Origin of the sequence: Streptomyces sp. KM273126, assembly GCF_004337435.2 — a bacterium.
Taxonomy (GTDB): Bacteria; Actinomycetota; Actinomycetes; order Streptomycetales; family Streptomycetaceae; genus Streptomyces; species Streptomyces acidicola.
Genome location: NZ_SJXB02000002.1, coordinates 2070532 through 2090435 on the forward strand (window position 1 = coordinate 2070532; position 19904 = coordinate 2090435).

The following is a 19904-nucleotide window of genomic DNA, read 5'->3' on the forward strand; positions in this document are numbered from 1 at the left end:
CGTGACCACACAGGCGAAGCCCAGCCCGCGTGACCGGTTGCTGGATGCGGCGGCCAGGCTCGCCTACCTCGATGGCGTCGGCGTCGGCGTCGAGGCGCTGTGCAGGACGGCGGGGGTGTCCAAGCGCTCGATGTACCAGCTCTTCGAGAGCAAGGACGAACTGCTGGCCGCGAGTCTGGAGCGGCTGGCCCCTTCCTTCGAGGCCCGGCTCCTGCCCGGATCGGACGATGCGCGGTCGTCGCGTGAGCGGATCCTGCACGTCTTCGAACAGGTGGAGGCCGAGTCGGCCTCACCGGCATACCGGGGCTGCCCCTACCTGGCTGTCCAGATCGAGCTCAAGGACGCCGACCACCCCGCGAGCCGGGTCGCACACCGGATCAAGCGGGACCTGACGGCGTTCTTCCGCACCGAGGCCGTGCGGGGCGGGGCGCGCGACCCCGAGCTGCTGGCCCGGCAGCTGATCCTCGTCTTCGACGGGGTGAGCGCCCGCGCCGGGATCCGGGCCGACGACTTGGCCGGGCTGATCGCGCCGACCGTGGCCGCCCTTCTCGACGCGGCGGGCGTGGCCTGACTCCTCTGCAAGGGGTGCGCCTCCAGTACGGACGGCTTGTCGAACGCATCTCGCCGTGAGTGAGTTTGAAAAAAAGACTCAGCAGTTCGGCGTACGGCTTGAAGGGAAAAACCGATCGGTTTACGGTGAGGGAAACCGATCGGTTTCCCATGGGAGTGCAGCATGACTGAGATCAAGGACGCCGTCATTTTCGTCACAGGCGGCAGCCGCGGCATCGGCAGGGCGCTGGTGGAGGAGCTGTACGTCCGCGGTGCCGCCAAGGTCTACGCCACGGCCCGCGATCCGCGGACCGTGACGCATCCCGACGCCGTGCCGGTGGCTCTGGAGGTCACCGATCCCGCCTCCGTGGCAGCCGCCGCCGCGCAGGCCCAGGACGTCACGATCCTGATCAACAACGCCGGCGCGATGGTGGGTGCGTCCTTCCTCGGCTCACCCGTCGATGACACACGCCGGGAGTTCGAGACCAATTTCTACGGACCGCTGCTGGTCACCCGCGCCTTCGTGCCGATCATCGAGCGCAACGGCGGTGGTCACGTCCTCAATGTCCACTCCGCGCTCTCGTGGCTGGGCGGCTACGGTTCCTACGGCGCTTCCAAGGCCGCGCTGTGGTCGCAGACCAACTCCCTGCGCCTGGAGTTGAGGCCGCGTGGCATCGCGGTCACCGGACTCCACATGGCCCTGGTGGACACCGACATGACCGCCGGTTTCGAAGTGCCCAAGTCCACACCGGGTGACATCGCGGCACTCGCGCTCGACGGGATCGAGGAAGGAGCTCACGAGGTGCTGGCCGACGACATCACACGGCAGGTCAAGGCGGGCCTGTCCGGACAGCTGTCGGTGCTGTACCCGGAGCTGGCGCAGTAGCACCGGCGACCGACCAGTGGCGTCGGCGCCCGACCCTTGACTGGCACGCGCTACTAGCGCGCTCTATTGCGAGTACGATGAACTCTGCTCACATGTCGTGTCAGTGCCTTGTTGCTGGGGGGACGGAGACTGCCCGTAGGGTGGGCGCCGGCGAAGGGTGGGTTCACAGGTGGATGCATCGGGCAGGCAGCGGCCCACGATGGCGGACGTCGCCGCCCGGGCGGGCGTGTCCAGGGCACTCGTCTCGATCATCTTCCGTGACCAGCCGGGAGCGAGCAAGGAGACCCGCGAGCGGGTCCTGCGCGTCGCCGACGAGATCGGTTACCGCCCCGACAACGCGGCCAGGCTGCTGGCCCGCGGCCGCAGCCGCACGCTCGGTGTGATGTTCACCGTCCATCAGACCTTCCACACCAACCTCATCGCGGGCATCTATCCCGAGGCCGAGCGGCTCGGCTACGACGTCCTGCTCTCCGCCGCCACCCGGAGCCGCGACGAGGCCAAGGCAGTGGAAGCCCTGCTCAGTCACCGCTGCGAGGCGGTGATCCTGCTCGGCCCCGACGCCGAGCCCGGCTACCTCGACGCACTCGGCCGCCGTACGGTCGCCGTCTCGGTGAGCCGCCGGGTACCGCAGGCCCACGTCGACTTCGTGCACTCCGCCGAGGGCAAGGGCGTCCGGCAGGCCATGGACCACCTCGTGGAACTGGGGCACCGCCGGATCGTCCACATCGACGGCGGTCAGGGGCCCGGCTCGGCGGACCGGCGGCGCGCGTACCGGGCCGCGATGCGCCGCCATGGACTCCAGGCCGAGCTGCGCGTGATCCCCGGTGACCACACCGAGCAGTCGGGCATCGAGGCGGGAGAGCTGCTCCTGAGCGAGCGGGACAGCGGCCGGCCGCTGCCGACGGCGGTTCTCGCGAGCAACGACCGTTGTGCGTGGGGGCTGTTGATGGCGCTGACGCGGGCGGGCATCGACGTCCCGCGCGACATGTCCGTCATCGGGTACGACGACAGCCACCTCTCCCACCTGATGCCGATCGGCCTGACCACCGTCCGCCAGGACGCGGCACTCATGGCGGAGCACGCGGTCAGGTTCGCCGTGGAGCGGCTGGAGGACGAGGGGCTGGAGCCCAGGGAAGCGGTACTGGACCCGAAGTTGGTGGTCCGGGGGACCAGCGGGCCGGTTCCGGAGGCCTCGGCCTGAGGGTCGGCCCGGCTGCAGAGGTGTGGGCTCGACAGGTGCCGCTGCTCACGCCGCTGCCGCTGGTCACGCCTCTGCCGTCGGCGACGCCGATCCCTACGGCTATCGCGTCCCCTTCGCGGCGAACTTGGCGATGTCGGCGACGTTGTCCTTGGTGACGAAGGCCGGACCGGTGAGCACCGGTGCTGCGCCACCGCCGCTGAAGTTGCCGTTCGTCCGGTACAGCCACAGTGCGTCAACGGACAGGTAGCCCTGCAGATAGGGCTGCTGGTCGACCGAGAACTGGACCTGGCCGTCCGCGACGGCCTTCACCAGGTCCTTGTTGAGGTCGAAGGTCGCGACCTTGGCCTTGCCGCCCGCGTCGGACACCGACTGCACGGCGGTCAGCGCGAACGGGGCGCCGAGGGTGACCACCTGGTCGATCGAGGAGTCCTGCTTGAGCTTGGCCGTGATCGTCGACTTCACGGACGGCATGTCGGTGCCGTTGACGTACAGGGTCTCGGTCTTGCCCTCGAAACCCTTCTTCAGGCCCGCGCAGCGCGCCTCCAGGGCCACCTGCCCCTGCTCCTGGATGACGCAGACGGCGTGCTTGGCGCCGAGCTCGTTGAGCCGCTGGCCGAAGGCCTGGCCCGCGATGTTCTCGTCCTGGCCGAAGTACTCGAGCATGCCGAGCTCCTTCCAGTTGTCCAGGCCGGAGTTGAAGCCGACGACCGGGATGCCTGCCGCCCTGGCCTTGGCCACGACGTCCTTCATGGCGTCCGGCTTGGCCGCGGTGAGCGCGATGCCGTCGACCTTCTGGTCGATCGCGTTCTGCACCAGGTTGGCCTGGTTGCCGGCGTTGGGATCGCTGGAGTAGACGAGCTTGACGTTGTCCTTGGCCGCTGCGGCCTGGGCGCCCTTGCGGATGAGGTCCCAGAAGGTGTCGCCGGGGGCAGCGTGCGTGATCATGGCCACGGTCATACGCGGGGTGTTGGCCTTGCTCGCCGAGGTGTCCGCGCCCCCTTCCTCGGACTTCTTGCCGCCGGAGCCGCTGGAACAGCCGGCGGCGAGCACCGTGCCGACGAGGACGGTGGCTGTCAGGGTGGCGGCGCGCGCCCGGTGGTGTCTGCGCATGTCTGTTGCACCTCGCTGTGCGGTTCGGGCTGGGAGCAGATGGAAGGGGCGTCGGATACCGGCGGTCGAGCCGTACGACCGGACGAAGACCGCCTCACCCGGCCCGGAGAGGCGGGCGGAGCGGTTGCGGGTGCCCTGTGTGGCGGTGACTGCTGTCTGTGGCGCTCATGGGTGTGGACCACCTGTTCTTCGTCACTGGAGCGCTTTATTAGCGCGCTCTAGTGGCAGGAACTATGGGGCCGCCCACAGGGGATGTCAACAGGTTTGTCATGACGTACCAACAAAACGCGCGAGGCCCACGGTTCCGGGGGCGCCGCCGTGTGCACCCCGGAACCGTGGGCCGCCCCTCGTGAGGCGTCGCGTCCGGCGCCTTGCGAGGGGTATCCGCCCCCGTCCGCTTCAGCCGGGTGAGGACTGTCCGCCGACGGTGGCGGCGAAGTCGCGTTCCAGGACGGGAACGTCGTCCCTGGATCGCAGGACGGCCGCCGCCGTGAGGTGGCCGAGACGCAGCCGCGTCATCTCGTCGCGGTCGTGGAGTACGCCGGACAGGTACCCGGCCGCGAAGGCGTCGCCCGCGCCGACCGGCTCGACCACCTCGACGGGCGGCGTGGGCGCGAAGGTGCGGCTCCCCGCGGAGTAGGAAGTGGCTCCGTGCTCGGCGTCCTTGACGATGACGAGCGGGGCCGGCGCGAGCAGAGCCGCGATCTCGTCGGGCCGGGCGGTGTGCCACAGGGCCTCGGCCTCGTCCCGCCCCACGAAGACGATGTCCGCGGCGCGCGCGAGATCCAGCAGGGCCTGCGCCGCGTCGGCACCGCGGTCGCGCCACAGGGCGGGACGGTGGTTGACGTCGAACGAGACGATCGGCCGGGTCGGCGTGCCGGAGATGTCCCCCGTCCATGGGGTCCGGCCCACCACGATCTCCTCCAGCAGGCGGGCGCAGCTGTCGGAGAGGGCCGCGGTGATGCCGGACAGGTGCACGATGCGCGTGTCGTGCAGCTCGGGCGCCCGGGCCACTTCCGGGCCCATGTGAGAGGCGGCTGATCCGCGCCGGTAGTAGTGGGTTCGCGTCGCGTCCGGTCCGGGGTCCTTGAAATAGACGCCGGTCGGATGGAGCGGGTCGGTGCCGACAGCGCTCACCTCCACACCCCGGGAGGCGAGTTCCGTCAGGATGCGCTGCCCGAAGGGGTCGTCGCCCACCCGGCTGAGCCACGCGGCCCGGTGCCCGAGCGCCGCCAGCCCGCAGGCCACGTTGGACTCGGCACCCCCGATCGAGAGACGGAGCGTGGGCTGGTCGGCGAGCGGCAGGGCGTCCGGCGGAGCGAGGACGGCCATGGTCTCACCGAGGCACACGACGTCCAGCGACGCATGCTCGGGGCCTGCGGCTGCGCGGAGGCCGGCGGGCGACTGGGGCAAGGCAATCTCCTGGCGACTGGTGCTGGTGCTGGTGCTGGTGCTCAACTCTGGGGCGGGGCGGCGGGGTTGTACGGCCTGGTTCGATTCGGTGCCGTCCTGACGGTCCTGACTCCCGCCAGGAAGGTCTCCTGACTCCTGCCAGGACCGTCCTGACTCCCGTCAGGCGTGCAGGGGCGGGTCCGTCGCCAGGCGCAGCATCACCTTGCTGCTGGCGCTGCCCGGGTCGGCGGCGACCGCGAGGGCCTGCTCGGCCTGGTCCAGCGGGAAGCGGTGGCTGATGACCGGGGAGACGTCCAGGCCGTCACGCAGGGCGACGAGGGCGTCGTCGATCTCGTCCACGAAGCGGTAGGAACCGATCCAGGTGATCTCGCGGGTGACCAGGTCGCCCAGCACGGAGGGCGCGGCCGTCCCGGGCAGGTTGCCGACCTGGACGAGGGTGCCGCCGCGTGCGGTGGCCCGCAGCGCCGCTCCCAGGGCGGCCGGTGCGCCGGACGCCTCGAAGACGACGTCGACGTCCTGCGGCAGCTCCTCGCCGAGGGAGACGTCGACCACTGTGTCCGCGCCCATGCGACGGGCCACGGAGAGCGACGAGGCGGAGAGATCGGACGCGACCACGGTGTGCGCTCCGCGGTACCTGGCGGCGGCGACGACCAGGGAGCCGATCGGTCCCGCGCCGTTGACCAGGACGGTCCGTCCCCGCAGCTCGGGCGCGCGGCCGACGGCGTGCAGGGCGACCGCCAACGGCTCGGCCAGCGCGCCCGACTCGGTGTCCACTCCGTCGGGAAGCGGGCGGATCTGCGCCGCGGGCACGGCCCGGAACTCGCTGAACCCGCCGTCGGTGTGCGGGGTGAGGGCCGCCGAGCCGAAGTAGCGGACACGGGGGTGCAGGTTGGTGCGTCCGGCGAGCCGCTCCGGCAGGAGATCACCGCCCACGGGGCGGGCCGGGTGGACCGTCACCGGCTGTCCCTCCGACAGGCCGGTGACCTCCGCTCCCAGGGCCGCGATCCGGCCGGCGACCTCATGGCCGAGGACCAGGGGGTGCGCCAGTGCCGCGGTGCCGGAGGCGGCCTTCCTCCAGTAGGAGACGTCGGATCCGCAGATGCCGCCCCACTCCATGGCGAGCAGCACCTCGTCCGGCGCCGGCTCGGGCCGGGGGCGCTCGTCGATCCTCACGTCCCCCGCCCCGTGCACGACGACGGCTTTCATACGGCATCCTCCAGTCGAACCAGGTCCCGGCCGCGCGTCTCGGGCGAGAGGAGCGCACCGGCGAGTGTGATCAGCGAGTAGACGACGAGCATCGCCGCGATGGGCCACCAGCTGCCGGTGGCGGCGGTCAGGCTCGCCGCGAGGACCGGACCGATGGCGGTGGCGAGGACGCCACCGATCTCCTTGGCCAAGGCGAGCTGGGTGAACCGGGTACGCGACCCGAAGAGTTCCGCCATGGTCACGCTCTCCAGCGCGAACAGCCCGAGGACGCCGACGTTCAGGCCCACGACCATGCCCAGCATCAGGGCGGGCGTGCTTCCCGAAGTGATCAGCAGCATGACCGGGAAGGCCAGGACGACGGTGAGTACGGTCAGCGTCACGTACATCACGCGCCGTCCGAAGCGGTCACCGAGCATGCCCACCGCAGGCACCGTGAGGAAGCCCAGCAGAGACCCGTACAAGATTGCGTCCGTGGGGACGGAGCGCCCGGCCGAGAGGTTTGTGGCGATGTAGCCGACGAGGAACGTCTGGACCAGTCCGGAGTTGCCCGCCTGGCCGAAGCGCAGGGCCAGCGCCAGGAAGAACGCCTTGCCCTTGCGCTGCTTCATGCCCGCCTCCAGCAGGCCGGTGTCGCTCCGTGCGCCCTCGGTGACCGCGGACTCGACCTCGCTCCGGGTCATCGCCACGCCGTCCACGACGTCGGGGCGCTCCTCGAACACCGGGCTCTCCTTGAGGTTGCGGCGCAGCCACACGGCGAACAGCAGCAGGCCGAAGCTCATCAGGAACGGCAGGCGCCATCCCCAGGACAGCAGCTGCTCCTCGCTGAGGACGGCGAGCAGGATGGCCCACACGCCCGAGGCCGCGAGCGTTCCCGAGTTGGTGCCCAGCGACACCAGGGAGGAGACCAGGCCGCGCCGCTTGGTGGGGGCGTACTCGGCGAGCATCACGGTGGCGCCGGCGATCTCCGCGCCCGCCCCGAAGCCCTGGGCCAGCCGGAGCACGACGAGCAGGGCGGGAGCCAGGATGCCGATCGACGCGTAGGTGGGCAGAAGGCCGATGAGGGTGGTCGAGGCGCCCATCAGCACGATGGTGATCGTCAGGACCTTCTTGCGGCCGAGCCGGTCTCCCATGCGGCCGAAGTAGACCGCGCCGGCGAGCCGGGCGACGTAGCCGACACCGTAGGTGGCCATCGCGGCGATGAGGCCGATCGCGGGGCTGACGTCCGGGAAGAAGATCTTGTTGAAGACGATCGCGGCCGCCAGCGAGTACAGCTGGAAGTCCATGAACTCCATGGCCGTACCCAGCCAGCCGGACACGGCGGCCTTGGTCAGGTCACTGGTGGTGCGTTGTGCGACGCCGGATGGCTCCGCTGTGGTGGTGCTGTCCTTCATCATGAACTCCGTTGTTCGTGCGGGTGGGGACGGTGCGGCAGACGCGGGTCGCCCCGGTTCAGAGGTGTCAGAGGTCGACGTGGCCGGCGTGCAGGGCGGGGAGATGCCGGGCCACGGCGGTGGTGAGAGCGGTGTCGTCGGCGAGGTCGGGTGCGCCGACGGTCGTGAGCAGGGCACGGACGGTGTCCGCCGGAGCCGCGCCGGTACGCCAGCACGCGGCGAGCGCGTCCTGTGCGGGGTCGGTGATGCCGTGGTCCTGGGGACCGGGCCCGGTGGTGTGGGCCCAGCCCGCGAGGGCGAGTTCGAGCACCGGGGTGGCCGCGCCGCGCTCGCGCAGTGACCGCAGCGCCGGCAGCCAGCGCTCGGTGATCTTCAGCGATCCGTCCGAGGCGATCTGCCGCAGGAAGTGTCGCATGGCCGTGTTGCCGAAGCGGGCGACGAGGTCGTCGGCGTACCGGTCCGGATCCGGGCCGCCGGCGGGCAGGGTGGGCGCGACCTCGGCGCACAGCGCCTTCACGAGCCGTTCGCCCCAGCCGGCGGCCATGGTGTCGGCGATGGTGGTGCAGCCCGCGGCGATCCCGAGGCAGGCGAGCGCCGAGTGCGAGCCGTTGAGCAGCCGCAGCTTGGTGAGCTGGTACGGCGCGACATCGGGGACGAACAGGGCGCCGTCGAGCTCCCACGGCGGGCGCGGGGCGGCGAAACGGTCTTCCAGGACCCACTGCCGGTACGGCTCGCCGCTCACGGGAAGCGCGTCGTGGACGCCCAGTGCGGTGGCCGTCGCCGCCACGTCGGCGGCCGTGGTGGCGGGGACGATCCGGTCCACGACGGTGGCGGGAAAGGCCACGTACTGGTCCATCAGCTCCAGTACCCGCTCGCGGTCGGGTTGCCCGGACGCTCGGACGGCGTCGTGGACGACCCGTTCCAGCACGGCGCCGTTGTCCGCCATGTTGTCGCAGGAGACGACACTGATCGGGGCCGCACCGGAGCGCATCCGCGCGGCCAGTCCGGCGGCCAGCCGCCCGATCACCGTGGTGTCGAGGTCGGGAACCGCCGTGTCCAGGCCACCGGTCCGGGATGACCGGTGGTAACCCTTCTCGGTGATGGTGAGCGTCACCACCGTCGTCTGCGGATCGGTGAGCAGGGCGTCGACGGCGGCCCCGTCCCGCTGCATGGCATGGGCGCCGGTGAGAGATCCGACGATCCGCGGGACGCCGCCCTCAGGGCGACGTTCCGTGACCGAGTACAAACAGTCCTGCGCGCGGAGGGCGTCCACCGTCGCCGTCGACCGGGGAGCGACCGCGGCGATGCCCCAGGGCTCGCCCGACCGCGCCGCCGCGTTCTCCGTGTAGACGGCCTGGTGTGCCCGGTGGAAGGCGCCGATGCCGAAGTGGACGACACGGGTGCGCAGTCCGGCGGGGTCGACCTGGGGGCGCAGTTCGGGTGCGAGTTCGCTCAGCGCCCGCCGGTTCAGGGGCGTCGTCCCGCTCACCAGTCGTGCACCGAGCCGTCGAGGCGGCGTGCCACCGGCAGATAACGCCGCTGGTACGGGAAGCGCTCGGCCGCCTTCTCGTCGTACTCCACTCCGAGACCGGGCTCGTCGGAGGGGTGCAGCATCCCGTCGGCGAAGGTGACGCCCGTCCGGAAGACCTCGGCGGCCTCGTCCGGGTGGCCCATGTGCTCCTGGATGCCGAAGTTCGGCACGGCGATGTCGAGGTGCACGGCGGCGGCCATGCTGACGGGGGAGAGGTCGGTGGCGCCGTGAGAACCGGTCCGGACCTGGTACAGCGCGGCGAGGTCGAAGATCCGGCGCAGATGCGTGATGCCGCCCGCGTGGACCACGGTGGTGCGCACGTAGTCGATGAGCTGCTCCGTGATCAGCTGCTGGACGTCCCAGATCGAGTTGAAGACCTCGCCCACGGCGATCGGTGTCGTCGTGTGCTGCCTGATGAGCCGGAACGCCTCCTGGTTCTCGGCCGGAGTCGGGTCCTCCATCCAGAACAGGCGGCAGCCCTCGACGCTCTTGCCGAAGCGGGCCGCCTCGATCGGGGTCAGCCGGTGGTGAATGTCGTGCAGCAGGTGGAAGCCGAAGCCGAAGCGCTCCCGTACGGCCTCCAGGTAGGTCGGCGCGAAGCCGAGGTAGGCCTCGGTGTCCCAGGGCTGTTCGTCGGGCAGGTCGCTCGCCGCGGGCTCGTAGAGCTTGCCCTTGCGCACGCCGTAGGTGCCGCCGACGTCGGGTACCGCCGCCTGGGCGCGCACCGCCTTGTAGCCGAGTTCGAGGTACCGCTCGACGTCGTCGAGGAGGGACGGTACGTCGGTGCCGCTGGCGTGCGAGTAGACGAGCACGCCGTCCCGGGAACGCCCGCCGAGGAGCTGGTAGACCGGCAGTCCGGCGGTCTTGCCCTTGATGTCCCACAGGGCGGTGTCGACGGCGGCGATGGCGGTCATGGTGACCGGCCCGCGCCGCCAGTACGCACCCCGGTACAGGTACTGCCAGATGTCCTCGATCCGCGCCGGATCCCTGCCGATCAGCAGGGGGGCCACGTGGTCGCGCAGATAGCTCGCCACGGCCAGTTCACGGCCGTTGAGCGTGGCGTCACCGAGGCCGGTCACTCCGTCCGACGTGGTGATGCGCAGCGTGACGAACGTGCGCCCGGGGGAGGCGACGAACACCTCGACGTGCTCGATCCTGCTCACTGATGAGCTCTCCTAACGGCAGCGGCATGGTCGGTCGGCCGACACGGTCGCCCGTACTGTCGGCCAGTACTTGTATACAAGCACCTGTCGTGGAGTTTGGGCAATGCCTCTGGCCTGGTTCTTTCTGTGTGGCGGAGCTCCGCGGTCGGGTGCCGGGTGGCGATGATCCTGGCGATACGATGGGTCCATGGCCCAACCCAAACGGCAGCGGACCAGTCGGCACGAGATCTATGTGACGTTGCGTCAGATGGTTCTGACGCTCCAACTCCCGCCCGGTGCCGCGCTGTCGGAGAACGAACTCGCGGCGTCGATGGGCGTCAGCCGTACGCCGGTGCGGGAGAGCCTGATCCTTCTGGCCCAGGAAGGCCTCGTACAGGTCTTCCCGCAGATCGGTTCGTTCGTCTCACGGGTTGACCCGGCGCAGGTCTCCGACGCGCAGTTTCTGCGGGAGGCGGTCGAGCTGGCCGCACTGGACGACCTGCCCCCGGACCTGGACGCCGCGGTCCTCCAGGATCTGCGCGACAACCTTGAGCGCCAGCAGCGGGAGGGCCTCGGAATCGAGGAGTTCTTCGAGCTGGACGAGGCGTTCCACCAGGGCCTGATGCGGCTGAGTGGACACGCGAACGCCTGGACGACCGTCGCCGCCGCCAAGGGGCATCTGGACCGGGCCCGCCGCCTGGGCCTGTACGAGAACGCGTCTCCCGCGGTGTTCGCGGACCAGCACCGGGAGATCTTCGACGCGGTGGTGGGCGGGGACGTGTCGCTGGCGCGCACGGCGATGCGCACGCACCTGCGGGCCGTCTTCAGCGACATCGAACGCATAAGAGCGCATTCGCCCGAGCTGTTCGCCACCGACCCCTCAGCGGTGCCGGTGCGGCGCAACGTCGTCGTCTGGGAGTAGTCCCCGCACCCGTCAGTTCTCGCTTGTGTCCGCGGTGTCGCGCTTACTCCGCGGCCCGGCCCGAGAGCCGTTCCACTCCGCGCAGCAGGGCGGAGTGGTCGAGCGGGCCGTCACCGTGGGCACGGGCGGAGGCCATCAGCTGGGCGGTGAGGGCGCCGAGCGGGAGGACGGCACCGGTGGCGCGGGCCGCGTCGGTGACGATGCCCATGTCCTTGTGATGCAGGTCGATGCGGAAGCCCGGCTTGAAGTCCCGGTTCAGCATGCTGTCCTTCTTGCGGGCGAGAACGGTGGAACCGGCCAGACCGCCGCCGAGGACCTCCAGGGCGGAGGGGAGATCCGCGCCCGCCTTCTCCAGGAAGACCACCGCCTCGGCCAGGGCCTGGATGTTGACCGCGACGATGAGCTGGTTGGCGGCCTTCACGGTCTGGCCGGCACCGTGCGGGCCCACGTGGACGACGGTCGTGCCGAGCGCGCCGAAGAGCGGTTCGGCCTCGGCGAAGTCGGCCGCGTCACCGCCGACCATGATGGACAGCACGGCCTCGACGGCACCGGCCTCACCACCGGACACCGGGGCGTCCAGGACGCGAACGCCCTTGTCCCGGCCCGCCTCGGCGATCGCGACGGCGGTCCGGGGGCTGACGCTGCTCATGTCGATGACGAGGGTGCCCGGCCGGGCGTGGGCCAGGACGCCGCTCTCGCCGAGGACGACCTCGGTGACCTGCGGGTCCGCGGGGAGCATCGTGATGACGACGTCCGCGCCCGCGACCGCGGCCGCCACGCTGTCCGCCGCCAGGCCTCCCGCCTCGACCAGGCGGTCCACCGGCGGGCGGCTCCGGTTGTGTCCGACGACGGTGTGCGCGGCCCGGACGAGGTTGGCGGCCATGGGGGAACCCATGATGCCGAGGCCGATGAAGGCGATCGTTCGGGACTGGACGGCTGACGTACCCATGTGGTCTGCGTTTCCTTCTGCGAGGGGGGCCTGGGCTGTGCGGGGACTGCGCGGGGGTGGTGCGGTTGATCGTGACCCGACAGTACGACGCCGTGGGAGCTCCTCCCAAGCACGCGTCCGAGGCGCAGGAATGAGGGGAAGAAGATCTGCCCAATGATGGGTTAATGATGGGTTCTGCCTCTTCAGTATTGCCTCGCGCCGCGCCTACCTTTGCGTCCAGGTAAACGGCCCGGTCGTCGGCTGTGTCCGGTCGGCTGCGGCAGTGACCACCTCGCCCTGGGCTTCCTCCCCTACTGGATCCACCGAAAGGCCACGGCATGAACACCCCGTCGCAGCACAGGATCGCCGGTGCGCCCATCTCCTGGGGCGTGTGCGAAGTACCGGGCTGGGGCTACCAGTTGACCCCGGAACGCGTCCTGAAGGAGATGCGCGAGGTCGGCCTGGCCGCCACCGAGATCGGCCCCGAGGGGTTCCTGCCCGGCGAACCGGACGCCATGGCCGAGACCCTCGCCCACCACGACCTCCAGGCCGTCGGCGGCTTCACCCCGCTCCTGCTCCACGTCCCCGGCCACGACCCGGTGCCCGAGGTGGAACAACTCCTGGAGAGCTACGCCGCCTCGAAGGCGGACGTGCTCGTCCTGTCGGCCGTCACCGGCCAGGACGGCTACGACTCGCGCCCCGAACTCGATGCCGACGGCTGGAAGCTGCTGCTGTCCAACCTCGACCGGCTGGCGGCCCTGGCCGCCGAACGCGGCGTACGGGCCGTCCTGCACCCGCACGTGGGCACGATGATCGAGAACGGCGACGAGGTACGGCGCGTCCTGGAGCACTCGGCGATCTCTCTGTGTCTCGACACCGGCCACCTGCTCATCGGCGGCACCGATCCCGCGGAACTCACCCGCCAGGCGCCCGAACGGATCGCCCACACCCATATGAAGGATGTGGACGCCTCCCTCGCCGCCAAGGTCCAGTCCGGCCGCCTCTCCTACACGGATGCCGTGCGCGAGGGCATGTACCGCCCGCTGGGCGCCGGCGACGTCGACGTCCACGCCATCGTGACCCACCTCAACGCACGCGGGTACGACGGCTGGTACGTCCTGGAACAGGACACCATCCTCACCGAGGAACCCCGGCAGAAGGGCCCGGTCGAGGACGTGTGGGCCAGTGCCGAGCACTTGCGCTCGGTGTTGCGGGGCGCCGCGTAGAAGCCGCACAGCAGGTGCCTGTCGCCTGGTGCTCCCCACCAACCCACCTTCACCAGCAGCGGAGATACTACGAGCATGCCGTCTCAGGGAACGCTGGGCGTCGCGGTCGTCGGCACCGGAAAGATGGGCGCCGACCATGTGCGCCGGCTTCAGCGGGTCATCAGCGGGGCGCGGGTGACCGCGGTCGTGGACATCGACGAGGAGCGGGCCGGGGCCCTGGCCGACTCGATGGACGGGTGCAGGGCGTACACCGAACCCGTGGCCGCCATGGCGGCGCAGGACGTGGACGCCGTACTCATCGCCTCGCCCGGACCCGCCCACGAGGCGGCGCTGCTCGAAGCCCTCGACCGCGACCTGCCGGTCCTGTGCGAGAAGCCGCTCACCCCGGACGCGGCCTCCGCGCTCCGGGTGCTGGAGGCGGAGCGGCGGCTCGGGCACCGGCGCATCCAGGTGGGCTTCATGCGGCGGTACGACGCCGAGTACATGAAGCTCAAACGCCTCCTGCACAGCGGCCAGTTGGGCCGAGCACTGATGCTGCACCACCGGCACCGCAACCCGTCGATGCCACCGTGGTTCACCAACGAGATGCTCATCAACGACTCCGTGGTGCACGAGATGGACGTGACCCGCTGGCTCCTCGACCAGGAGATCACAGCGGTCACCGTGCTCAAGCCGGCCCCGTCGTCGTATGCCCCCGAGGGCATGGACGACCCCCAGTTCGTCCTCTTCGAAACGGAGTCGGGCGCGCTCGTCGACGTCGAGATCTTCGGCCACTGCGGCTACGGCTACCAGGTGCATGCCGAAGCGGTGTGCGAGCGGGGCACGGTACGCATCGGCGACGAGGCCGGGCCCCGGCTCAGCGCCGACGGCCGGTGGGGCGGCACCATCACGCCGGACTACCTGGAGCGTTTCGCGGACGCGTACGGCCGTCAGGTCCAGGCGTGGGTGGACGCCACCCGGCGCGGTGAGGTCACCGGACCGAGCGTCTGGGACGGCTACGCGGCGGCAGCGGTGTGCGAGGCGGGCGTGTCGGCCCAGCGGGAGGGGCGGCGCGTCGAGGTCGAACTGATCGAGCGGCCCGCTTTCTACGCCTAGGCCGCCCGCTTTATCACGAGGAGGAGGGGGTGGCGCCGGACCGGCGCCACCCCCTCCTTTCGCCTCTCACACCGTGGTCGGAGGAACCGTCCGCGGCCGGACCGGGAAGCCCGCTGCCCGGTAGCAGTCGTCGATGAGACGCATGGTGGCCAGTGCGTCACCGGCGTCGAGGACGAGGGGCGCGCCCTGCCGCAGATGGGCGGCGAAGGCGTCGAGCTGGTAGGTGTACGAGGAGCGGCGGCCGAGTTCCTCGGTGCGCTCCCCGGCGCCCGTACGGACCACGATCCGGTCGTCCAGGTGGGGCTGCACGAAGTTCAGGGCCGTGGCCTCGCCCCGGCTGCCCACGATCCGGCAGCTGAACTGCACCTCGTGGTGCGCCATGTGGCAGCGGGCGCTGCCGGTCGCACCGTTCGGGAACTCCAGGTCGGCGTCCAGCCATTCGTCGACCCCGGGCGCGTCCGCCCGTTCGCCACCGCGTGCGGCGACCAGGCGGGGGGCGCCGCCCGCCCAGGGAACGATCATCCGCTGGGCGTGCAGCGCGTAGCAGCCCACGTCCATCAGGGCGCCGCCCGCGAGCGGGAAGGACCAGCGAGGGTCGCCGCCAGGTGGTGCGGGCATGGCCATCACGGTTTCCACGTGACGGAGTTCGCCCAGTTCCCCGCTGTCCAGGAGTTCGTGGAGGCGGCGGGTGACCGGGTGGAACAGGTAGTGGAAGCCCTCCATGAAGACGCTGCCCGCCTTGGTGACGGCCTCGTGGATCTCGGCCGCCTCCTCCGCGTTGCTCGCGGACGGTTTCTCCGTCAGCACGTGCTTGCCGGCGGTGAGGGCCGCCACGTTCCACGGTCCGTGCAGGCCGTTGGCGAGCGGGTTGTAGACGACCTCGACCTCGGGGTCGGCGACGAGTTCGGCGTACGAGCCGACAACCCGCTCCACGCCGTGCTGTTCCGCGAACGCGGTGGCGCGGGCACGGTCGCGGGCGGCCACCGCGATGATGCGGTGGCCGCCCGCACGGGCGGGGCCGACAATCGAGAGTTCGGCGATCCGGGCCGCGCCCAGCACGCCTATCCGCAGCGGCTCGTGGGTCATCCCTTGCGTACCTCTTCCAGTCGTACGGGCCTGTGCTCGTGCAGCGACAGCGTGCACGCCTCGGCGATCCAGCTTGCCTCGATCGCGTCCGCCACCGTGCAGGGGGAGGGGCGAGTGCCCGCCACGACCTCGGTGAACGCGGTCAGTTCGGCGCGGTAGGCGTCGGCGAAGCGGTCCATGAAGAAGGTGTGCGGGGTGCCCGAGGGGAAGGTGGCACCCGGCTCGACGGAGCGCAGCGGCAGCTTGTCCTCCAGGCCCACCGCGATGCTGTCCTTCATGCCGTGCAGCTCCAGCCGCACGTCGTAACCGCGGGCGTTGTGCCGGGAGTTGGAGATGACGGCGATCGTTCCGTCGTCGAGGGTGAGCAGCGCGGAGGCCGTGTCGACGTCACCCGCCGTCGCGATGTAGTCCGCACCCCGGTTGCCGCCGGTCGCGTACACCTCGACCACCTCGCGGCCCGTCACCCAGCGCACGATGTCGAAGTCGTGGACGCTGCAGTCGCGGAAGATGCCCCCGGAGACGGCCACATAGGCGGCCGGCGGAGGCGCGGGGTCCAGGGTGGTGGACCGTACGGTGTGCAGCAGGCCGAGCTCGCCGCTCACCACGGCCTTCCGCGCGGCGACACAGCCCGCGTCGAAGCGTCGGTTGTAGCCGATGTGCACCTCGACGCCGCCGCCCTCGACAGCCTGGAGCACCTCCAGGCTTTCCTCGACGCCGCGGGCAACGGGCTTCTCGCAGAACACCGGGACGCCCGCCTTGAGGGCGGCGAGGATCAGCTCGGGGTGCGCGTCGGTCGCGGCCGCGATGACGACGCCGTCGACTCCGGCGGCGAACACGGCCTCGGGGGAGTCCACGGCCGTCGCTCCGAACCGTTCGGCGGCGGACGCGGCGGCCGAGGCCACCGGGTCGGTCACCACCAGGGAGTCGACCACGTCGAGTCCCGAGAGGGTTTCCGCGTGGAACGCGCCGATCCGGCCCAGCCCCATGATGCCCAAACGCATGATCTTGCTCCTTCAGCCCAAGGGGCGGTTCAGTCAAGCCCGCCGAACACTATCTGGTCCCAGTCGATGACCGATCCGGTCACCACCCCGCTGCGGTCGGACAGCAGGAACACGACGAAGTCGGCGATCTCGTCGACCTGCCCGAGCTTGCCCATCGGCTGTGCCCGGGCCGCCTTCTCCCGCCAGTCGTCGCCCGCACCGTGGAACGCGCGCTGAGTCGCGTCCTCGCCCTCGGTGTCCGTCCAGCCGATGTTGAGGCCGTTGATGCGGACACGGTCCCAGCGGTGCGCGTGGGCGGCGTTGCGGGTCAGCCCGGCGAGGCCGGCCTTGGCCGCGACGTACGGGGCGAGGAAGGGCTGTCCGCCGTGCGAGGAGGACGTGATGATGTTGACGATCGTGCCCGGCACCTTGCGGTCGACCAGATGCTGAACCGCCGCCTGCATCGCGAAGAACGGCGCCCGCAGATTGATCGCGATGTGCGCGTCGAACAGCTCCGGCGTGGTGTCCAGCAGCGAACCACGCGAGGTCAGCCCCGCCGCGTTGACGAGACAGTCGACGCGACCGTGCCGGGCCACCGTCCGTACGACGCTGTCGCGCGCCTCCTCCGGGTCCGAGAGGTCCGCGGCCAGGAAGTGGGCGCCCACGTCCGCCGCGAGCTTCTCGCCGAGCTCCGCCCGGCGTCCCGTGAACACGACGGTCGCGCCCTCGCGTACGGCCGCCCTCACGATGCCCGCGCCGACGCCCTGGCTGCCGCCGTTGACGAGGACGACCTTGTCATCGAGCAGTCCCATGAGTCCGTGGCCTCCTTCAGCTCTTGCGGCGCTTGGCGGCCGCTTGCAGTTCCTGGCTCAGCCGCTCCGGGGTCCAGCCCTCGGTCACGGCCTGCCAGACGGTGTCCGCCTGGGACGGCGGAGCGAGACCGCCGACCGGCGGGTCGAGGTCGAGGTTCGTGGGGAACGGGTACCCCTCGGCCGTGGCGGCGACCACGCGGCGCAGCCACTCCTCTGGCACGCCCTCGGCCCTGCGGCGCAGCAGCACCGGGAACAGCGCGTTCGCCATCGCCTCACGGTCGACCGACTCCATCGCGCGGCCGAACGCGGACGAGATCTGCAGCAGGTTCGCCATGCGCCGGATGCCGGCCGAGCGGTTGTGCCCGGCGGCGTGGAAGAGCGCCGGGTTGAAGAACACCGCGTCGCCCTTCTCCAGCGGAAGCTGGACATGGTGCTCGTCGAAGTACGCGACGAACTCGGGGAGGCGGAACGCCAGATAGCCCGGCTCGTACTTCTGCGAGTGCGGCAGGAACAGCGTCGGCCCCGACTCGACCGGCATGTCGCAGTGCGCCACCGCACCCTGCAGGGTCAGCACGGGGGACAGCCGGTGGACGTGCGCGGGATACGCGGACGCCTGCTCCTGGGAGAGGAAGCCCAGGTGGTAGTCGCGGTGCACGGTCTGCGCGGCGCCGCCCGGGTTGACCACGTTGACCTGCGAGGTCACCTGGTAGGCGGGGCCGAGCCAGGCCTCGGAGACCAGCGCCAGCACGTCGTTCGCGTAGTAGTCGGCGAAGACCTCCGGGTTGCGTACGGCCACCTTGTCCAGGGCGTTCCACACGCGGTCGTTGGCGCCCGGCTTGGCGAAGTGGTCGCCGCGTGCGGTGCCGGCCGCGCGCTCCTCCTCGATCAGCGCGTGGAAGGCCTCCGAGGCCCGGTCCACGACAGCCGGGTCCGTGTAGGCGGCCTTGAGGACCACGACGCCCGGCCCGTCCAGCAGGGCCCGCACCAGCTCACTCTGCACCGCACGGCGGCCCTCCGGGGTGACCGTGAGGGCGCGAAGCCGCTCGCTGTCGTAGACCAGTACGCGCCGCTCGGTTCGCTCCGCCGAGGGGTACGCCTGCGGATCGGTGTCCTGTTCGACCAGTGAGCGGAACGCGTCGAGGTCGCAGTCGTCCTCGCTCAGCCAAGTCCGTGATCCCGTCCGTGATCCCGTCTGTGATCCCGTGTCTGTGGGGGACATCCCCGGTCCTTTCGCCATGCCTGCTTTTCTGTCAGTCTGATGAACCGGTGACCGTCATTCAATCCGCAGAAACCCATCAAAAACCCGTCATCAGCGATCCATCATCAGCAACCGTCATCCACTCTCGGGAAGCTCGGGAACAGTCATGCGGCATCCGTATCCGATCAGGGAGATCGCCCGACAGGCCGGGCTGAGCGAGGCCACCGTCGACCGGGTCCTCAACAGCCGGGGAGGCGTCCGGGAGAGCACGATCATGGAGGTCCATCAGGCGATCAAGGACCTGGACCGCCAGCGGACCCAGGTGCGCATCGGCGGACGCACCTTCATGATCGACATCGTGATGCAGGCCCCGGAGCGGTTCTCCACGGCCGTACGCGACGCACTGGAAGCCGAACTGCCGTCCCTGCACCCCGCCGTCGTGCGCTCGCGCTTCCACTTCCGGGAGACCGGCCCCGCCTCGGAGCTGATCGCCGTCATGGACAAGATCGCCAAGCGGGGGTCGCAGGGCGTGATCCTCAAGGCCCCGGACCTGCCGGAGGTCGGCGCGGCCGTCGGCCGCCTGGTCGCGGCCGGTATCCCCGTCGTCACCCTGGTCACCGACCTGCCCGGCAGCGCCCGGCTGGCGTACGTCGGCATCGACAACCGCGCGGCCGGAGCCACCGCCGCCTACCTCGTCGGACAGTGGCTCGGCGACCGGCCCGGCAATGTGCTCACCACCATCAGCAGGGGCTCCTTCCGCGGCGAGGAGGAGCGCGAGATGGGCTTCCGCAGCGCGATGCGGGTCGCCCACCCCCAGCGGTCCCTGGTGGAGGTCACCGACAGCGACGGCCTGGACGCCACCCAGCGCGACCTGGTCCTGGAGGCGCTGAGGCGGGACGAGGCCATCGTCGCCGTCTACTCCGCCGGTGGCGGCAACGCCGCGACCCTCGACGCCTTCGACACGCTCGGACGCACGTGTGCGGTGTTCGTCGCCCACGACCTGGACCACGACAACACCCGGCTCCTGCGCGAGCGCCGGCTCTCCGCCGTCCTCCATCACGACCTGCGCCAGGACATGCGCCGCACCTGCCAGACCATCATGCGCGCCCACCGGGCCCTGCCCGACGAAGGGCCTGCCCTGCCCTCGGCGACCCAGGTGGTCACGCCGTACAACATGCCGCCCGGGGTGTCGCCCTGACCGCGACGCCCCCGACGCCCCGACGCCCCC

General features: G+C 70.8%; 18 protein-coding genes. 7 read left to right on the forward strand and 11 right to left on the reverse strand.

All coding sequences use genetic code 11. The features are described from left to right. The first annotated feature begins 1 nt into the window (after position 1). From E0500_RS39830 to E0500_RS39840, 3 genes are all read left to right on the forward strand, one after another. A complete protein-coding gene (locus E0500_RS39830; RefSeq protein WP_131558113.1) occupies positions 2 to 571 on the forward strand; it encodes a TetR/AcrR family transcriptional regulator in 570 nt (189 codons plus the stop codon). Between the two features lie 162 nt (positions 572 to 733). Beyond that, positions 734 to 1435, forward strand: coding sequence for an SDR family oxidoreductase (locus E0500_RS39835; protein WP_131558115.1), 702 nt, complete (start codon positions 734 to 736; stop codon positions 1433 to 1435). 199 nt (positions 1436 to 1634) lie between these two features. Beyond that, the gene (locus E0500_RS39840) at positions 1635 to 2636 is read left to right on the forward strand and encodes a LacI family DNA-binding transcriptional regulator (RefSeq protein WP_131558248.1); all 1002 of its coding nucleotides are present in this window, start codon (positions 1635 to 1637) and stop codon (positions 2634 to 2636) included. A 99-nt stretch (positions 2637 to 2735) separates the two neighbouring features. On the opposite strand, the gene E0500_RS39845 is transcribed toward E0500_RS39840, so the two are convergent. The 6 genes from E0500_RS39845 to manD form a co-directional block, all read right to left on the reverse strand. Beyond that, positions 2736 to 3746: a sugar ABC transporter substrate-binding protein gene (locus tag E0500_RS39845; protein WP_131558116.1), complete on the reverse strand. Its 1011-nt coding sequence runs from the start codon at positions 3744 to 3746 to the stop codon at positions 2736 to 2738. 399 nt (positions 3747 to 4145) lie between these two features. Beyond that, positions 4146 to 5159 carry a sugar kinase gene (locus E0500_RS39850; RefSeq protein ID WP_258573776.1) on the reverse strand — a complete coding sequence of 338 codons (1014 nt, stop codon included), beginning with the start codon at positions 5157 to 5159 and terminating at the stop codon, positions 4146 to 4148. A 159-nt stretch (positions 5160 to 5318) separates the two neighbouring features. Next, a complete protein-coding gene (locus E0500_RS39855; protein ID WP_131558118.1) occupies positions 5319 to 6365 on the reverse strand; it encodes an L-idonate 5-dehydrogenase in 1047 nt (348 codons plus the stop codon). Next, complete coding sequence (locus E0500_RS39860; protein ID WP_258573777.1) at positions 6362 to 7759, reverse strand: MFS transporter; 1398 nt, start codon at positions 7757 to 7759, stop codon at positions 6362 to 6364. Before E0500_RS39860 ends, E0500_RS39855 begins: the two co-directional genes overlap by 4 nt. A 64-nt stretch (positions 7760 to 7823) precedes the next feature. Next, entirely contained in the window at positions 7824 to 9245 is a 1422-nt protein-coding gene (locus tag E0500_RS39865) for a mannitol dehydrogenase family protein (RefSeq protein ID WP_131558120.1), read from the reverse strand. Further along, on the reverse strand, positions 9242 to 10450 hold the full coding sequence (manD, locus tag E0500_RS39870; protein WP_131558122.1) for a D-mannonate dehydratase ManD: 1209 nt from the start codon (positions 10448 to 10450) through the stop codon (positions 9242 to 9244). The genes E0500_RS39865 and manD overlap by 4 nt, the downstream gene beginning before the upstream one ends. A gap of 187 nt (positions 10451 to 10637) precedes the next feature. Here manD and E0500_RS39875 point away from each other — a divergent pair, with 187 nt between their 5' ends. Continuing rightward, the gene (locus tag E0500_RS39875; protein WP_131558124.1) at positions 10638 to 11351 is read left to right on the forward strand and encodes a GntR family transcriptional regulator; all 714 of its coding nucleotides are present in this window, start codon (positions 10638 to 10640) and stop codon (positions 11349 to 11351) included. Positions 11352 to 11394: 43 nt separating this feature from the next. On the opposite strand, the gene E0500_RS39880 is transcribed toward E0500_RS39875, so the two are convergent. Next, a complete protein-coding gene (locus E0500_RS39880) occupies positions 11395 to 12300 on the reverse strand; it encodes a 2-hydroxy-3-oxopropionate reductase (RefSeq protein WP_131558126.1) in 906 nt (301 codons plus the stop codon). A 317-nt stretch (positions 12301 to 12617) separates the two neighbouring features. Between E0500_RS39880 and E0500_RS39885 the strand changes: the two genes are divergently transcribed. Together E0500_RS39885 and E0500_RS39890 are read left to right on the forward strand one after the other, a co-directional pair. Continuing rightward, on the forward strand, positions 12618 to 13505 hold the full coding sequence (locus E0500_RS39885) for a sugar phosphate isomerase/epimerase (protein WP_131558127.1): 888 nt from the start codon (positions 12618 to 12620) through the stop codon (positions 13503 to 13505). 75 nt (positions 13506 to 13580) lie between these two features. Further along, entirely contained in the window at positions 13581 to 14600 is a 1020-nt protein-coding gene (locus tag E0500_RS39890; RefSeq protein ID WP_131558129.1) for a Gfo/Idh/MocA family protein, read from the forward strand. A gap of 66 nt (positions 14601 to 14666) precedes the next feature. On the opposite strand, the gene E0500_RS39895 is transcribed toward E0500_RS39890, so the two are convergent. The 4 genes from E0500_RS39895 to E0500_RS39910 are packed head-to-tail and all read right to left on the reverse strand — an operon-like array spanning position 14667 to position 18697. Next, positions 14667 to 15686: a Gfo/Idh/MocA family protein gene (locus E0500_RS39895; protein WP_131558131.1), complete on the reverse strand. Its 1020-nt coding sequence runs from the start codon at positions 15684 to 15686 to the stop codon at positions 14667 to 14669. Next, entirely contained in the window at positions 15683 to 16687 is a 1005-nt protein-coding gene (locus E0500_RS39900; RefSeq protein ID WP_131558133.1) for a Gfo/Idh/MocA family oxidoreductase, read from the reverse strand. Before E0500_RS39900 ends, E0500_RS39895 begins: the two co-directional genes overlap by 4 nt. Before the next feature lie 29 nt (positions 16688 to 16716). Beyond that, entirely contained in the window at positions 16717 to 17478 is a 762-nt protein-coding gene (locus E0500_RS39905) for an SDR family oxidoreductase (RefSeq protein ID WP_131558135.1), read from the reverse strand. Positions 17479 to 17494: 16 nt separating this feature from the next. Next, positions 17495 to 18697 carry a phytanoyl-CoA dioxygenase family protein gene (locus E0500_RS39910; RefSeq protein ID WP_131558137.1) on the reverse strand — a complete coding sequence of 401 codons (1203 nt, stop codon included), beginning with the start codon at positions 18695 to 18697 and terminating at the stop codon, positions 17495 to 17497. Between the two features lie 145 nt (positions 18698 to 18842). Here E0500_RS39910 and E0500_RS39915 point away from each other — a divergent pair, with 145 nt between their 5' ends. Then, positions 18843 to 19874: a LacI family DNA-binding transcriptional regulator gene (locus E0500_RS39915; protein WP_131558139.1), complete on the forward strand. Its 1032-nt coding sequence runs from the start codon at positions 18843 to 18845 to the stop codon at positions 19872 to 19874. The last annotated feature ends 30 nt before the right edge of the window (positions 19875 to 19904 follow it).